18 protein-coding genes and 1 pseudogene are annotated in these 16,107 nt (G+C 60.4%); 1 reads left to right on the top strand and 18 read right to left on the bottom strand.

Translation table 11 applies throughout. From position 1 onward, the window contains the following. Window positions 1-309 precede the first annotated feature (309 nt). From der to K6T12_RS19920, 17 genes are all read right to left on the bottom strand, one after another. Entirely contained in the window at window positions 310-1,749 is a 1,440-nt protein-coding gene (der, locus tag K6T12_RS20000; RefSeq protein WP_222224732.1) for a ribosome biogenesis GTPase Der, read from the bottom strand. A gap of 110 nt (window positions 1,750-1,859) precedes the next feature. Next, a complete protein-coding gene (gene bamB, locus K6T12_RS19995) occupies window positions 1,860-3,008 on the bottom strand; it encodes an outer membrane protein assembly factor BamB (RefSeq protein WP_222224731.1) in 1,149 nt (382 codons plus the stop codon). Next, window positions 3,009-3,668: a YfgM family protein gene (locus K6T12_RS19990; RefSeq protein WP_222224729.1), complete on the bottom strand. Its 660-nt coding sequence runs from the start codon at window positions 3,666-3,668 to the stop codon at window positions 3,009-3,011. Between the two features lie 27 nt (window positions 3,669-3,695). Further along, a complete protein-coding gene (gene hisS, locus K6T12_RS19985) occupies window positions 3,696-4,964 on the bottom strand; it encodes a histidine--tRNA ligase (RefSeq protein WP_390879103.1) in 1,269 nt (422 codons plus the stop codon). Window positions 4,965-5,000: 36 nt separating this feature from the next. Continuing rightward, complete coding sequence (locus tag K6T12_RS19980; RefSeq protein WP_222224727.1) at window positions 5,001-5,918, bottom strand: RodZ domain-containing protein; 918 nt, start codon at window positions 5,916-5,918, stop codon at window positions 5,001-5,003. Further along, window positions 5,915-6,688 carry a type IV pilus biogenesis/stability protein PilW gene (gene pilW, locus K6T12_RS19975; RefSeq protein ID WP_315853637.1) on the bottom strand — a complete coding sequence of 258 codons (774 nt, stop codon included), beginning with the start codon at window positions 6,686-6,688 and terminating at the stop codon, window positions 5,915-5,917. Before pilW ends, K6T12_RS19980 begins: the two co-directional genes overlap by 4 nt. Window positions 6,689-6,697: 9 nt before the next feature. Further along, entirely contained in the window at window positions 6,698-7,834 is a 1,137-nt protein-coding gene (gene rlmN / locus K6T12_RS19970) for a 23S rRNA (adenine(2503)-C(2))-methyltransferase RlmN (protein WP_222224725.1), read from the bottom strand. Window positions 7,835-7,893: 59 nt separating this feature from the next. Continuing rightward, on the bottom strand, window positions 7,894-8,301 hold the full coding sequence (gene ndk, locus K6T12_RS19965) for a nucleoside-diphosphate kinase (protein ID WP_222224724.1): 408 nt from the start codon (window positions 8,299-8,301) through the stop codon (window positions 7,894-7,896). Between the two features lie 138 nt (window positions 8,302-8,439). After that, on the bottom strand, window positions 8,440-8,640 hold the full coding sequence (gene iscX / locus K6T12_RS19960) for a Fe-S cluster assembly protein IscX (RefSeq protein ID WP_222224723.1): 201 nt from the start codon (window positions 8,638-8,640) through the stop codon (window positions 8,440-8,442). Between the two features lie 10 nt (window positions 8,641-8,650). Then, window positions 8,651-8,989: an ISC system 2Fe-2S type ferredoxin gene (gene fdx, locus K6T12_RS19955; RefSeq protein WP_222224722.1), complete on the bottom strand. Its 339-nt coding sequence runs from the start codon at window positions 8,987-8,989 to the stop codon at window positions 8,651-8,653. After that, complete coding sequence (hscA, locus tag K6T12_RS19950) at window positions 8,989-10,866, bottom strand: Fe-S protein assembly chaperone HscA (protein WP_222224721.1); 1,878 nt, start codon at window positions 10,864-10,866, stop codon at window positions 8,989-8,991. The genes fdx and hscA overlap by 1 nt, the downstream gene beginning before the upstream one ends. A gap of 12 nt (window positions 10,867-10,878) precedes the next feature. Continuing rightward, on the bottom strand, window positions 10,879-11,409 hold the full coding sequence (hscB, locus tag K6T12_RS19945; RefSeq protein WP_255611937.1) for a Fe-S protein assembly co-chaperone HscB: 531 nt from the start codon (window positions 11,407-11,409) through the stop codon (window positions 10,879-10,881). 15 nt (window positions 11,410-11,424) lie between these two features. Beyond that, window positions 11,425-11,748, bottom strand: coding sequence for an iron-sulfur cluster assembly protein IscA (gene iscA / locus K6T12_RS19940; RefSeq protein ID WP_222224720.1), 324 nt, complete (start codon window positions 11,746-11,748; stop codon window positions 11,425-11,427). A 62-nt stretch (window positions 11,749-11,810) separates the two neighbouring features. Then, complete coding sequence (iscU, locus tag K6T12_RS19935; RefSeq protein ID WP_222224718.1) at window positions 11,811-12,191, bottom strand: Fe-S cluster assembly scaffold IscU; 381 nt, start codon at window positions 12,189-12,191, stop codon at window positions 11,811-11,813. A gap of 28 nt (window positions 12,192-12,219) precedes the next feature. After that, the gene (locus tag K6T12_RS19930) at window positions 12,220-13,434 is read right to left on the bottom strand and encodes an IscS subfamily cysteine desulfurase (protein ID WP_222224717.1); all 1,215 of its coding nucleotides are present in this window, start codon (window positions 13,432-13,434) and stop codon (window positions 12,220-12,222) included. Window positions 13,435-13,455: 21 nt separating this feature from the next. After that, entirely contained in the window at window positions 13,456-13,956 is a 501-nt protein-coding gene (gene iscR, locus K6T12_RS19925; RefSeq protein WP_222224715.1) for a Fe-S cluster assembly transcriptional regulator IscR, read from the bottom strand. Window positions 13,957-14,109: 153 nt separating this feature from the next. Then, window positions 14,110-14,862, bottom strand: a complete 753-nt coding sequence (locus K6T12_RS19920; protein WP_222224734.1) for an RNA methyltransferase — start codon at window positions 14,860-14,862, stop codon at window positions 14,110-14,112. A gap of 122 nt (window positions 14,863-14,984) precedes the next feature. Here K6T12_RS19920 and K6T12_RS19915 point away from each other — a divergent pair, with 122 nt between their 5' ends. After that, entirely contained in the window at window positions 14,985-15,797 is an 813-nt protein-coding gene (locus tag K6T12_RS19915) for an inositol monophosphatase family protein (protein WP_255611935.1), read from the top strand. Between the two features lie 97 nt (window positions 15,798-15,894). On the opposite strand, the pseudogene K6T12_RS19910 reads toward K6T12_RS19915, so the two are convergent. After that, window positions 15,895-16,107 (bottom strand): annotated as a pseudogene (locus K6T12_RS19910) (IS4 family transposase); the annotation flags it as partial.

The following is a 16,107-nucleotide window of genomic DNA, read 5'->3' as shown; positions in this document are numbered from 1 at the left end:
GGCGACTGCTGTGAAGCGACTGAGAGCGGGTCGGTTATTATCGTTAATTTCGATTAGAAATCAACAACTTATTTCCGACCTTCCCGGCTTGCTGAGCGGCCGTTTCAGGCTGTCTCCCCAAGCGAGGAGGCGCATTCTACAGACCCCACCGAGGGAGTCAACAGGTTGTGTTAAAAAAATTATATTTCTGTAACAGATCCATTACGAAGGCATAACGCCCGCCCCGGCATGAATAACAACAAGGCCCCTATAAAGGAGCCCTGTTGTTGATAATCAGACAAGCTGCAAGCTATCAGTGATGGTATACCCTCACTTCTTGCTACGCTTCTTGCGTTCTTTCTTCTTGATCGACTGAATGTGATCACGGAAGCGGGCCTTCTTGGCCAGCTGACGACCGGTCAACTTGTTCTTGCGACCTTCAAACGGGTTGTCGCCACTGCGGAACTCGAATCTTACCGGCGTCCCCTTGAGCCCTAGTACCCTGACGAACTTGTTCTGCAGATAGCGTTTGTAAGAGAGCGGCAGAGCATCGGTCTGGTTTCCATGTACCACGATGATCGGCGGGTTGGAGCCCCCCTGGTGAGCATAGCGCAGCTTGATACGGCGACCATTGATCATCGGCGGCTGGTGATCGGCAACCATATCTTCCAGCAAGCGGGTCAACCGGCTGGTTGGCCACTTGGCCATGGCACTTTCATACGCCTCGCCGATCGAGTGGTACAGATCCCCCACCCCGCTGCCGTGCAGTGCCGAAATAAAGTGGAAGCGGGCAAACGAGGCAAACTCCAACCGGCGCTGGATCTGCTCCTTCACCTTGTCGCGCTGCTCGACATCCATGCCATCCCACTTGTTCAACGCAATCACCAGCGCCCGGCCGGCATCCATCACGAAGCTGAGCATATGCAGGTCCTGCTCGGTGACCCCGTCACGGGCATCGACCACCAGAATCACCACATGGGCATCTTCGATCGCCTGCAGGGTCTTGATGATGGAGAACTTCTCCACCGCTTCCTTGATGTTCTTGCGGCGCCGCACACCGGCGGTATCGATCAGGGTGTAGTCCTGCTCTTCACGGCTGTAGGGAATGTAGACGCTGTCACGGGTGGTACCGGCCTGGTCGTAGACCACCACCCGCTCTTCACCCAGCATCCGGTTGACCAGCGTGGATTTGCCGACATTGGGCCGGCCCACGATCGCTATCTTGATGCTACCGTCTTCAGCCTCTTCGACCTCCTCATCGGTCTCCGGCTCGACATCGCCCAGCGCCTGTACCAGCACGTTCTCGATCAGCGAGCGCACACCGCGACCATGGGCCGCTGCGATCGGCTGCGGTTCACCCAGCCCCAGGCCATAGAAATCACCCATGGCGATATCGGGATCAATGCCATCGGTCTTGTTCACCACCAGGTGGTAGGCCTTGTTGCTGCGGCGCAGGTGATCGGCAATCATCTCGTCGGCCGGGTTGAGGCCGGCACGGCCGTCCACCAGGAACAGCACGATATCGGCCTCGTCCACCGCCTGCAGCGACTGTCGCGCCATCTCGTGGTCGATACCCTGCTCGTCACCGCTGATACCACCGGTATCGATGACGATATAGGCGTGGTCGCCCAGCCGCCCCTCACCGTACTTGCGGTCACGGGTCAACCCGGGCAGGTCGGCGACCAGCGCATCTCGGCTTTTGGTCAGCCGGTTGAAAAGTGTGGATTTGCCGACATTGGGTCGGCCGACTAGTGCAATTACCGGAAGCATCAGATCACCCTGATTAAGGCGTGTCTCAAAAACGAAAACGGCGGCTATTCACGCCTGCGAATAGCCGCCAGTAAACTCAGTTACTGGTCAGGAACCTGAGGACAGGTTACTCACTTCAGCGTTAGCGCCTGCAGACGACCGCCGTCGCTGAGCAGGTAGATTATATCATCCACCACCAGCGGCGGAGCGCTCAGGCCGGAGCCGTCCACTTTATGGCGGGCGACGAAACGGCCATCGACCTGAGACAGCACATGCAGATAGCCGAGACTGTCACCCACCAGCAGTTCGTTGCCGACCGTGGCCGGTGCGCTGATCATCCGCCGGGCCAGGGCCGGCTGACGCCAAACGCTGGCGCTGGTGCGACGATCAAACGCCTGCAGCGCATCATCCTGCTCCGCCACATAGATATTGCCGAACCCCTCGGCCAGGTCGCGGTAGCTGGACACATCCTGGGCCCAGACGATCTGCGAGTTGAACGGATTGATCGCCACCAGTCTGCCCTGGTAGCTGGGCACATAAAGCAGATTATCCACCAGCACCGGCCGACCATCCAGGTCGATCACCCGCTCCAGCTCGGTTCGACCGTGCGCCAGCGCGACACGCCGCGCCCAGACTTCGCCGCCGGACGCATTGTCGATCGCCGCCAGTTTACCGTTGGCGAAACCGGCAAAGGTGATATTGGCAGCGACGATCGGCGCGCTGGTGCCACGCAGGGTCAGGTTGGGAATCTGCGCATCGTAGGTCCAGCGGTGGCTGCCATCTTCGATATCAAGTGCCACCACCTTACCGTTGATCATCTGCACCACCAGCAGTTCGCGGTTGAACTGGGGCACAGCCACCACCTCGGAACTGAGCTTGGCCTGCCAGCGCAGTTCGCCGCTGTCGGCATCCAGCACCATCACCCGGCCATCCTCGGTGGTCAATGCCAGCCGGCCATAGCCGGCCGCCAAGCCACCGATCACCCGGACATCCAGCTCCTGTTGCCACAAGCGCTCACCATCGAGGCGATTGAACGCCGCTACCAGGCCGTCGTGATCGACTGCAAACAACTGCTCGCCGACAACTGCAGGCACGATCTGATGATACTTCTCGCCCGGCCCATCTCCGACCGATGCCGACCAAAGCACCTCGACCTGCTTTTCCGCTTCGAAATCGACCAGCGGATTCGGCTCCAGTTCTTCGCTGCTGTCCCATAAGCTGCAGGCTGACAGCAGCATCGCCGCCAGACCCAGCGTCATTGCCCGAAGCAAGCTCGCCATTTACTTATCCTCGACCGCCAGATCGTTCAGCTTAACGCTCAGCAGGGGATTCGCTGCGCCGCTGCTGCCGGCGGCAAGTGCCGTCTGGTAGGCTTTACGCGCATTGTCGCGATCACCCTGCTGCAGGTACAGGTCACCGCGTACCTCGTCGATGCGGGCCTGGAAAGCGGCATTGGCCAGTCCATCCAGCAACTGCAACCCCTGTTCGACATTACCCTGGGCCGCCAGGATGCGCGCCTTACGCAGCTTGACCACCACCGCCTGCGCCGCGGTCGGCTCGTGGGTCTGCACCCAATCCAATTCGGCCAGTGCAACATCCAGCTCGTTACGCTCGACCGCCAGCCGCGCCATCAGCAACGCCGCCATACGGGCGTAGGCACTGCCTTCGAACTCGGTTTTCAGCTGCTCGCCCAGATGGCGGGCGGTGCTCAGCGAGGCCTCGTCGGCTTGATCGCTAACCGACCCCACCACCGCCTCCAGCAAGTTCTGGTACAGTGCGGAGGCGTACTCGGCCTGCTGCTGGCTACGCTGCTGCCAGGCTTTCCAGGCCGCCACGATCAGTACCGCAAAGACGATGCCGATCAGCAGCGACTTGCCATTTTCCTTCCACCAGTCCTTGAGGGCCTGGACCTGTTCTTCTTCGCTACGCAGATCTGCCACGTTTAACTCCTGTCGTTTTCGCTGTCATCAGCGGGTCCAGACGGACTCGATCGCTGAAACCAACTGCGCCTCGCCGAGATCGAACTGCGGCTGGTCGTTGTGCCAGAGGGTACCGACCAGCTCGCCGGCCTCATCGGTTTTCATCAGCAGCACCAGCGGGGCGCCGGTTTGCCGGGCCTTGCTGGCGATGTTCTTCAGGCCGGCGCAGTGCACCCGTACCCGCAAACCGGGCAGCTGGTCCCGCAACTGCTCGGCCAGCAGCATCAGCCGGTGCTGAATCCCCTTGTGTTCCGCCGCCAGGTAGATATCGAACGGCTGGCGCAGATCAGCCGGAATCGCCTCGAGGGTTTCCAGCAACAGCACCAGCCGCTCAACCCCCATTGCGAAACCGACCGCCGGTGTCGGCCGGCCGCCCAACTGCTTGACCAGGCCATCATAGCGACCGCCGGCACAGACCGTGCCCTGGGCCCCCAACTTATCGGTGACCCACTCGAAGACGGTCTTGCAGTAGTAGTCGAGACCGCGTACCAGCCGCGGGTTGAGCTCGTACTTCACGCCGGCGTCATCGAGGATCCGGCGCAGCTCGGCAAAATGCTCGGCGGACTCCTGATCCAGGTAATCGCTCAGCAGCGGCGCACTTTCCAGCACTGTCTGGGTCTGCGGGTCCTTGCTATCGAGGATCCGCAGCGGGTTGCTGTCGAGCCGGCGCAGGCTGTCTTCATCCAGCTGATCCTTGTGCAGGGTCAGATAATCGACCAATGCCTGGCGGTACTCGGCACGCGCTTCGTTACTGCCCAGCGAATTCAGCTGCAGGGTGACCGCGTCGCGGATACCGAGTCGCTGCCACAAACGGGCGCTGAGCAGGATCAGCTCCGCATCGACATCGGCGCTGGCCATGCCGAAGGTTTCCACGCCGATCTGATGGAACTGGCGATAGCGCCCTTTCTGTGGTTTCTCGTAACGGAACATCGGTCCCTGGTACCAGAAACGCTGAGTCTGGTTGAACAGCAGGCCATGCTCTTCCGCCGCCCGGACACAGCTGGCGGTCCCTTCCGGCCGCAGCGTCAGGCTTTCCCCGTTACGGTCCTCGAAGGTGTACATCTCCTTCTCGACAATATCGGTGACTTCGCCGATAGAACGCTTGAACAGGTCGGTCTGTTCAACGATCGGCATCCGCACTTCGCTATAGCCGTAGCCGGACAGCAGCTGCTGCACGGTGTTTTCCAGGTACTGCCAGACCGGTGTCGCGTCCGGCAGGATATCGTTCATACCACGAATGGCTTTGATCTTGGCCAACGTCTCTACCCTGTATGCTTGTATTCGAATTCCAGATCAGTCGAGCGGCAGCGTAAAGCGCGCCATGCCGTCGCGACTCAGCGCCACCACATCGACGGCTTCGCCATTGAAGCGCATACCGCTGACGCCTGCGGAGGCGCCGAGCAGCACGGAGAAGGGCGCCTCACCACTGATATCCACCTTGCTACCGGCGTTACGCACGTTGTTGAACAGCGTTTTGCCGCTGGCATCCTTGATGGTGACCCAGCACTCGCCACTGAAACTGATCTGCAGCCGGGACAACTCCGCCGCCGCCGCGGCCTCATCTGACGCAGTCCCTTCAACGGCATCCAGCTCGGCCTGCAACTGGGCAATCTGCTGCTCGGTCAGGTCGGACGGCGCCTCCTCTTCGGCCGCGGCTTCGCTGACCGCCTCCGCAGGCGCGCCTTCGTCAACCGCCGGCTCGGCGTCGTTCAGCGCCGGAATTACCAAGGTATCGCCAGAACTGGTTTCAACGCTGATCGCATTCTGCTGTTCACCACTGTGGCCACTGATTTCCGGCAGCTCATGCTGGGTCCGCCACCACCAGATCGAGGCACCGATCACGATGATCAGCAGCAGCCAGGTCGACAGCCGCAGCAACGGGTGACTCAGCTTCATCTGCTGGCGCACCTTGGTAACCGATTTGACGCTGCTGCGCTGAGCCATGCCGTACTGCTCGTCCAGATAGCCGAGGAACTCGTCGGCATCGACATCGAGGAACTTGGCATAGGAGCGGATGTAGCCACGCGCAAACACCACACTGGGCAGGCAATCGATGTCACCGTTTTCCAACGCTTCGATATAGGAAGCCGGCAGATGCAGCGCATTGGCGATATCGTCGATGGTCAGCCCTCTGGCCATCCGCGCCGTCTGCAGCCGCTCGCCCGGAAAACGTTGACTCTCAGCCTGCTCGACTGTCTGTTCAGTGGTCACCGCGAAGACTCCTTATACTGATGAAATTCCGGCGATTGCGGGAAAAGGTTTTTCAGGATCAGAGCATAGGTTGCCGCCTTGCTGGCGTCGCCGCCGGCCCGTGCCAGCCGGATACCGAGCCACAGACTCTTGGCATAATGGTCGACCCGCTTGGCCTCGACCAGGGCACTGAAACGCTCGAACCACTCTTTGGCCTCAGCCGTGCGCTGCTGTTCCAGCAGCAGGTCGGACAGTTCTACCATAGCCAGCGGCCGAAAAGTACTGATACGCAGCGCCCGTCGAAAGGCGTGTTCGGCGACGTCGTCACGGCCGATCTGGCGGTAACAGCGGCCGAGGTTTTCGAATGCCTGCGCCCGCTGCGAATAGAATGGGTCCTCGGTGGCCCGGGCCAGAATGCGGCAAGCGTCCTGGTAACGCTGCTGGCGGAACAGGAAAGCGCCGTAATTGTTGTGCACCATCGCCGAGTCGGGCGCCGCGGCCACCGCTTTGTCGAAATACTGCTCGGCCAATGCCTGGTCACCTTCCAGCTGGAAGGTCAGCGCCAGGCCATTAAAGGCTTCGGCGTAGTTGCTGTCGATCTCCAATGCACGCAGGAATGCCTCCTTGGCATTCTGGCCATCCCGCTCCTGAAGGTATTGCAGGCCAAGTTGCGTGTAACTGGCCTTGGCGCTGTGAGGATTCGCGCTGCCACCGGCAACCGGCGCCCCCTGCCCCGCACAGCCAGCCAGCAGAAGTGCACACACGGCCAGGCCGACTCGAATCCCTTTCACGACATGCTCCTAGTGTCCGGCACGCTGCCCAGGCGCAGCCTCCTGCTGGACCAGTTGAATATATTTCTCGCTACGCCGGGTACGGTCCTGCACCTGGCCGACCAGCTGGCCACAAGCGGCATCCACATCGTCGCCCCGGGTGCGACGTACGGTGGTCAGAATTCCGGCATTGAGCATCACCTGCTTAAAGGCATCGATCGCCTGGTCGCTGGGCCGCTCGTAGCCAGAGTTCGGGAACGGATTGAACGGAATCAGGTTCAGCTTGGAGGGCAATTTGCGCAGCACCTTGACCAGCTGACGGGCGTGCTCCGGCTGATCGTTCACACCAGCGATCAGCGTGTACTCCACGGTAACCACCCGCTTGTCGTTAAGGTGATCAAGATAGCGGTTACAGGCGGCGATCAGCTCCTTGATCGGGTAACGGCGGTTGATCGGCACCAGCTGGTCACGCAGTTCGTCGGTCGGCGCGTGCAGCGATACCGCCAGCGACACATCACTCACCGCGCCCAGCTTATCCAGTGCCGGCACCACACCGGCGGTGGACAGGGTCACGCGACGCTTCGACAAACCGTAAGCATTGTCGTCCATCATCAGCTGCATCGCTTCGACCACGTTGTCGAAATTCATCAGCGGCTCGCCCATCCCCATCATCACCACGTTGGTGACGCGACGTTCGCCGGACGGGTCCATGGCACCGTAGGATTTAATCGCAATCCGGACCTGACCGATAATCTCAGCGGCGGTGAGATTGCGGTTAAACCCTTGCTTACCGGTCGAACAGAAGCTGCAGTCCAGCGAACAGCCCACCTGCGAGGAGACACAGAGCGTGCGGCGATCACCATCCGGGATCAGCACCATCTCGACGCTGGAACCACCCTCGGTCTTGATCACCCACTTGCGGGTACCGTCCTTGGAGGTCTTCTGCATGACCACTTCAGGTTCCCGGATCTCGGCCACTTCGTTCAACTTCTGGCGCAACACCTTGCTGATGTTGGTCATCTCGTCGAAACTTTCGGCGCCGAACTGATGAATCCATTTCATCACCTGCGTAGCCCGAAAGCGCTTCTCACCGATACTGTCGAAGAACTCAGCCAGCTTCTCTGGCGACATACCGAGCAGGTTGGTTTTTTGAGTGGATTCAGTCATGGATCTCTGGATACCTGTAGTTGGAAAGAGGCCGCGACGGCGCGCGGCCTCAAGTCACATTAACCGCCGAAGAAGTAGGCGATTTCGCGCTCTGCGGACGCTGCAGAGTCGGAGCCGTGTACGGCGTTGGCGTCGATGGACTCAGCGAAGTCGCGACGGATAGTGCCTTCAGCCGCTTCCTGCGGGTTGGTCGCGCCCATCAGGTCACGGTTCAGAGCGATGGCGTTTTCGCCTTCCAGCACCTGAACGACAACCGGACCGGAAGTCATGAAGGCAACCAGTTCACCGAAGAACGGACGCTCCTTGTGCTCAGCGTAGAAACCTTCGGCTTCTGCCTGGCTCAGACGCTTCATCTGCATCTCAACGATTTTCAGACCGGCTTTTTCGAAACGGGTTTCGATTTCACCGATTACGTTCTTAGCAACTGCGTCCGGCTTGATGATGGACAGTGTGCGTTCAATTGCCATTGATCCAGAATCCTCTCATTTGGTGGGATAGTGTAGAAAATCAAACGCGGCATTATACGCCAAGCATATGTCAGAAAACAGCGCCGACAAGCCATTAAAAAGCCCGGCAGGACCGGGCTTCGATGTTACCAGGGACACTCAGTCCCGCTCGTCAATCCAGGCCATCTGGATCGCTTCAAGCACCTTTTCGCCGCAGCGATCGGGATCGTCATCAAAGCCGTCCAGCTCCATCACCTTCTGGTACAGCTCCGGGAACGAGATGGTCAGCGGATCGACCTGCGGATAACGGTCCGCCAGCTCGATCGCGATATCCTGCACATCGGTCCATTTCAGCGTCATTGCCCGCTCCTTAATGCCGTTCCGACACCTGATTGATCGTGTAGCGCGGAATCTCAACCACCAGATCCTCGCCACCCACCACCGCCTGACAGCTAAGCCGCGATTCCGGCTCCAACCCCCAGGCCTTGTCGAGCATATCGTCTTCCAGCTCGTCCGACTCATCCAGCGACTCGAACCCCTCACGCACGATCACGTGGCAGGTGGTACAGGCACAGGACTTCTCGCAGGCATGCTCGATCTCGATACCGTTGGCCAGCGCAGCATCACAGACCGTCACGCCGGCTTCGGCTTCGACCACCTTGCCATCCGGGCACAGTTCCTCATGGGGCAGAAAGATAATCTGCGGCATCAGCCCTTCTCCTCAATCTCATCAACACTCTGACCCTGCAGCGCCTGGCGGATGCTATGATCCATCCGACGTGCAGCAAACTCATCACTGACCTGCGCCAGATGCTGGATACCCTTCTCGATCGCCTTCGGATCATGGCCTTCACGCAGCTCCACCAACACCTGCATCTCCTGCGCCAGCTGGCTTCGCTCCTGCGCGCTGAGCAGCACCTCACCGTCCGCCTGCAGGGCATGCTCCAGCGCCTGCAACAACGCCTCGGCCTCTACCTGCTGCTCGCGCAACGCGCGAAGATCCAGGTCTTCCTGGGCATGGGTGTAGGATTCGGTCAGCATCCGCTCGATCTCGCCATCGCTAAGACCGTAAGAGGGCTTGACCTGGATACTGCTCTCGATACCGGTAGACAACTCCTGCGCGGCGACGCTCAGCAGGCCGTCAGCGTCGACCTGGAAGGTCACCCGCACCTTGGCCGCACCGGCCGCCATCGGCGGAATGCCATGCAGTACGAAACGCGCCAGCGAACGACAGTCGTCGACCAGCTCGCGCTCACCCTGCAGCACATGGATCGCCATTGCCGTCTGGCCATCCTGGTAGGTGGTAAACTCCTGCGCCCGGGCCACCGGGATCGCGGTGTTACGGTGGATCAGTTTCTCGACCAGGCCACCCATGGTTTCCAACCCCAGCGACAGCGGAATCACATCCAGCAGCAGCATCTCGCTGTCCGGCTTATTGCCGGCCAACACATCGGCCTGCATCGCCGCGCCGATCGCCACCACCCGGTCCGGGTCGATATCGCTATGAGGCGGCCGACCGAAGAACTGCTCAACCCGTTCACGCACCAGCGGCATCCGGGTGGAGCCGCCGACCATCACCACGTCCAGCACCTCTTCCAGCTCGACGCCGGCATCTTTCAGGGTACGGCGACAGGCACGGACGGTACGCGACACCAGCCCTTCGCAAAGCTCGGCAAACAGCTGGCGGGTTACGGTCAGTTGGCGGGGCTCGCCGGCCACCGACAGTTCGATCTCGACCGATTCGGCATCGGTCAGCGCCTCTTTGGCGGCACGCGCGCGATCGAGCAGGTAGCGAGCGGTACCGGCATCCGGCGCCGCCAGCGACAACTGCTCACTGAACCAGCGCGCCAACCGCATGTCGAAGTCGTCGCCGCCCAGCGCACTGTCGCCGCCGGTCGCCAGCACTTCGAACACCCCCTTGTTCAAGCGCAATACGGAGATATCGAAAGTACCGCCGCCCAAGTCATAGACCGCGATCACCCCCTCCGAGCCCTGATCCAGGCCGTAGGCCACTGCCGCGGCGGTCGGCTCGTTGAGCAGGCGCAACACCTTGAGATTGGCCAGCGTGGCGGCATCCTTGGTGGCCTGCCGCTGGGCGTCATCGAAGTAGGCCGGCACGGTAATGACCGCACCTTCCAGCTCACCACCGAGCGAAGCCTCGGCCCGCGCCGCCAGCACCTTCAAAATATCCGCCGACACCTGCACCGGGCTCTTGTCGCCGGCCACGGTACGAATAAAGGGCATCTTGCCGTCGCCCGCGACAAACTGGTAGGGCAGCTCCCCCCCCAGCGTCTCCAGCTCGTCGGCGCCACGCCCCATCAGGCGCTTCACCGACGCCACGGTATTGTGCGGATCCTGAGCGGCATGGGCGTGTGCCGCCCGGCCGATTTGCGGCGCTTCGCCGGCCAGATAACGGACCACCGACGGCAGGATATGCTCACCCTGCTCATCCGGCAGGGTCACGGCTTCGCCGCTCTTAACTGCCGCCACCAAAGAGTTGGTGGTACCCAGATCGATCCCTACCGCCAGTCGACGTTGATGGGGTGCCGGACTCTGCCCCGGCTCGGCAATCTGCAATAAAGCCATAATCTCACTTATTCAGTCGAGCAGTTGGTCTTCCTGCGCCTCGATCTCCAGCACCAGCTTTTCCAGGAACTGCATCTTGCGAACCGCCCCCGCTGCCGCGTCGAAATCATCGGCCTGATAGCGCGCCTCGAACTGCTGCCGCTGCTGACGCAACTCGTCGGCGACTTCCTGCTGCAGCGCCTCCAGCGCCGCTTCGGGATCGGCCGCCCGGGCGGCCGCGTCCAGCTCTTCGCGCAACTCCATCTGGCGCATCAGAAAAGCCGGCTCCATGGTCACACTGGTCTCGGAGGTGGTATCCACCCCCTGCAGTTTCAGCAGGTACTGCGCCCGCTTCAGCGGTGACTTGAGCGTCGCCTGAGCCTCGTTGAGATAGGCGGTGTACTGTACCGACAGCCGGCGCTCGCGCTCCGACAGGTGGGAGAACCGATCCGGATGCAGCACTTTCTGCAATTCCCGGTAGCGGCCGGCGAGTTGTTGCTGATCCACCTGGTAAGCTACCGGCAGCGCAAACAGCTCGAAGAAGTTCTGCTTGATATCAATCATCAACCAATCGCCGCATCAGACGTTGAAGCTTTCGCCACAACCACACTCGCTGCGCACGTTCGGGTTGTTGAATTTAAAACCTTCGTTGAGCCCTTCGCGCACGAAATCCAGCTCGGTGCCGTCCAGATACACCAAGCTCTTCGGATCGATGACGATCTTCACGCCCTGGGTTTCGAACACCGTGTCTTCCGGCTGAACTTCGTCAACGAATTCCAGCACATATGCCATACCGGAACAGCCGGAGGTGCGCACCCCCAGCCGGACGCCCGCGCCCTGGCCGCGCTGTTCCAGATACCGGGTTACGTGTTCGGCCGCCGCCGCACTCATCGTAATGGCCATCGCTGTACAATCCTGCCTTGCGGCCGCCAACCGGCGGCCGTCATTACCGTCTGCTGTTCAGGTTACTTCTGCTTCTGCTTGTAGTCGGTGATCGCCGCCTTGATGGCATCTTCCGCCAGTACCGAGCAGTGAATCTTCACCGGCGGCAACGCCAACTCTTCGGCGATGGCGGTGTTTTTCAGCTCAGCCGCCTGATCCAGCGTCATACCCTTGACCCACTCGGTCACCAGCGAGCTGGAGGCGATCGCCGAACCGCAGCCGTAGGTCTTGAACTTGGCATCCTCGATGACACCCTCGCCATTGACCTTGATCTGCAGACGCATCACGTCGCCACAGGCCGGCGCACCCACCATACCGGTACCGACGGATGCATCACCGTCATCCATCTTGCCAACGTTACGCGGGTTCTCGTAGTGGTCGATTACTTTTTCACTGTAAGCCATAACACATTCCTCGAATTCTGGTCGACGTTTAGTGGTGCGCCCACTCGACTTTGCTCAGATCCACGCCGTCTTTATACATATCCCACAGCGGCGACAACTCACGCAGCTTGCCGACGGCCTCACGGATCTGGGCGACCGCATAGTCGATCTCCTCTTCGGTGGTGAAGCGACCGAACGAGAAGCGGATGGAGCTGTGCGCCAGCTCGTCATTCAGGCCCAGCGCCCGCAACACGTAAGAGGGCTCAAGACTGGCGGAGGTACAGGCCGAGCCGGACGATACCGCCAGGTCTTTCAGCGACATCAGCAGCGACTCGCCTTCGACGAACGCGAAGCTGACGTTCAGGTTGCCGACAACACGCTGCTCCAGCGAGCCGTTGACATAGACCTCTTCCATCCCCTTGATGCCGTCCATAAAGCGGTTGCGCAGCGCCAGCAGCCGCTGATGCTCGCCGTCCATCTCTTCGCGGGCGATCCGGCAGGCTTCCCCCATGCCGACGATCTGATGGGTCGCCAAGGTACCGGAGCGCATACCGCGCTCGTGGCCGCCACCGTGCATCTGCGCCTCCAGGCGGATACGCGGCTTGCGGCGCACATACAGCACCCCAATCCCTTTCGGGCCGTACATCTTGTGACCGGAGATCGACATCAAATCGACTTTCAGATTGGCCATATCGATCGCCACCTTGCCGGCACTCTGTGCCGCATCGACATGGAAGATCACGCCGTGCTTGCGGGTCAGTTCGCCGATCGCAGCAATATCGGTGATCACGCCGATCTCGTTGTTGACGTGCATCAGCGACACCAGGATGGTGTCTTCGCGCAACGCGTCGGCCACCATCTGCGGCTCGATCAACCCTGCCGGGGTCGGATCCAGGTAGGTCACCTCGAAGCCTTCACGCTCCAGCTGACGGCAGGTATCCAGTACCGCTTTGTGTTCGATCTTGGAGGTAATGATGTGCTTGCCCTTCTTCTGATAGAAGTGGGCCACACCCTTGATAGCGAGGTTGTCGGATTCGGTGGCACCGGAGGTCCAGACAATTTCGCGCGGATCAGCATTGATCAGGTCCGCCACCTGGCGACGCGCCTCCTCGACTGCCTCTTCCGCTTTCCAACCGAACAGGTGGGAGCGGGACGCCGGGTTACCGAAGTTGCCTTCCAGAGTCAGGCAAGCGACCATCTTGTCAGCAACCCGCGGATCGACCGGCGTGGTTGCAGAGTAATCCAAATAAATCGGTGTTTTCATTCTTGATCTCCGACCCTCACTTCAAACAGCTGCTTTTTCAGCAACCGTGGCTTGTCCAGAGGAGCTGACGATCAGCTGCTCTGCATGCTGGCGTTCCTGCCGCTGTGCCACCTCACGCACATCCTTACGGGCGACCAGGTCAGCCAGGCTGATATCACTCAGAAATCCGTGTATCTGATCGCTGAGATCACACCACAGATGATGCGTCAGACAGGTATCGCCGCCCTGGCACTGGCCGGTACGGCCACAGCCGGTGGCGTCGACGGACTCATTAACAGCGTCGATCACCTCGGCAACATTGATACTGGCCTGCCCCCGGTTCAGCTGGTAGCCACCGCCCGGACCGCGCACACTGCGTACCAACTCATTGCGACGCAATTTAGCGAACAGTTGCTCCAGATAAGACAGCGAGATACCCTGTCGTTCCGAGATATCCGCCAGGCTGATCGGGCCCTTACCTTCATGGAGTGCCAGATCCAGCATCGCCGTTACGGCATAACGCCCTTTCGTTGTCAGTCGCATAAACCTCTTTCCCCGTCCTCACGCGAGTATGGCAGGCATTATGCTATACCCGACTATTTCAATCAAGTATATATCCGACCAAAATAGTCAGAGAAAAAACAACCCGTTAAAACATGCACCATTTTAGCATGTTTAACAACTATAATTCCGCGCTCAGCGCGCCGGCGGCTCCAACTTCTTCTCGACCGCCTTCAGGATGCCGCGTAGCACATTGACCTCAACCTTATCCGGTACCGCCCGCAGCAACAGCCGGCGCAGCCGCGGCATCAGCTGGCGCGGGTTGTTCGGATCCAGAAAATCAATATCGACCAGCACCGACTCGAGATGCTCGAACATCAGCTCCAGTTCGCGATGCTCAGCCAGCTCGATATCCCAGTCGGTGCCCCACTGCGGCCGCTCACCCGCCGCCTGCTCCGCCTGCTCCAATGCTGCCATGCGCAGCTCATAGGCGATCACCTGCACCGCCGCCGCAATGTTCAGCGAGCTGAACTCTTCGTTGGTCGGGATGTTCACATGGTGATGACAGAGCTGCAGCTCCTCATTGGTCAGGCCGCGATCCTCGCGACCGAACACCACCGCCACCCGAGTGGTTTCCGGCAGCGGCGCGGCGATCGCCGCCAACTGCCGCGGATTGATCAGCGGCCACGGGATATGCCGCTCACGGGCACTGGTTCCCACCACCAACTGACAATCGGCCACCGCCGATTCCAGGTCATTGAACAGCTGCGCATTGTCCAGCAGATCGGTCGCCCGCGATGCCCGCGCCGTCGCCACCTCGCTGGGAAAGATCTTCGGATCCACCAGTCGCAGGTCGGTCAAGCCCATGTTTTTCATCGCCCGCGCCGTGCCGCCGATGTTGCCCGGGTGGGTGGTGTTCACCAATATGATCGTAATATTTTCCAGCATCCGCTCGAACCGCATATAAAAAGGCGCCATATTGTAGCAAAAGCCTCCGGCGCTGTTCAGCCCAAAGGCGGAGTCCGCTATAATGACCACCTCGCTCTTTCACAGCTTTTGGATCAGACAACATGCAACCGATGTTGAATATCGCCCTGCGTGCCGCCCGCATTGCAGGTGAACAGATCGCGCGCGCCGTCGAGCGCCTGGATCTGATCAAATCAGAACAAGCCGATGTGGCAAATTTTCTGAAGGACACCTGTGTCCACGCCGAACAGACCATCACTCACACCATCCAGAAGGCCTATCCGAGCCACCGAGTGGTCGGCGTCTACAGCGGTGAACACGCCCCGCTGGAGGAAGGCATCGAGGTGATCTGGCAGATCAACCCGATCGACAGCGTACTGAATTTCAGCAACGGTCTGCCGGTATTCGCGCTCTGCATGGCCGGCTACCAGAACGGCCGCCTGGAGCACTCAGTGGTACTGAACCCGCTGGCCGGCGAAGAGTTTACCGCCAGCCGCGGCCGCGGTGCCCAACTGAACGGCAAACGCTTGCGCGTCAGCAGCTGCAAATCCCTGGACGGCGCAATGATCGGCACCGGCTTTTTCAATCGCAGCTCCGACAAGGCCCACCTGGGCGCCCACCTGGAGATGCTCAAGAATATCGCCATGGCCGGCGGCAACATTCACAGCGGCGGCTCCGCTGCGCTGAACATGGCCTATACCGCTGCCGGACGGCTGGACGGTTTCTACCAGATCGGCCTGTACGAAAATGAACTGGAAGCCGCCCTGCTGCTGATCCAAGAAGCGGGCGGCCTGGTCGGCGACTTTGCCGGCGGCAACAGCTACCGCAGCAAAGGCAACCTGGTTGCGGGCAATCCAAAGATGCTCAAGGCCCTGCTGCAGTCACTGCGCCCGTCCCTGACACCGGAGCTGAGCTGATCGCTTGGCGGGCCGCAACCAATGGCCGGCCCGCCTATAGAACAAACGCCCTCTCCGCAGAGACACAAAAAACCGGCCTAGGCCTAATGCCAGTCAGTTAAGCCAACTGACTGGCATTTTTCTTTCTCACGGGGTAGCGGCATGGGCAGCTCTTTAATGCCCGGGGATAACGCCGCTCTCGCCTTGCCGGCAACACGAAAGTGGCTGCCATCTCTGTCATCGCCTTGATAACAGATGGCACTTTACCCGGTGAGACCGCCGGCAAGATCGTCAACTCCTTGATGATCATCCCCGCCGCCTGATTGAAGCT

Origin of the sequence: Marinobacterium arenosum, from assembly GCF_019795155.1 — a bacterium.
GTDB lineage: Bacteria > Pseudomonadota > Gammaproteobacteria > Pseudomonadales > Balneatricaceae > Marinobacterium_C > Marinobacterium_C arenosum.
The sequence above is the reverse complement of the archived record's forward strand: the minus strand, read 5'-3'. Positions and strand labels throughout refer to the sequence as shown.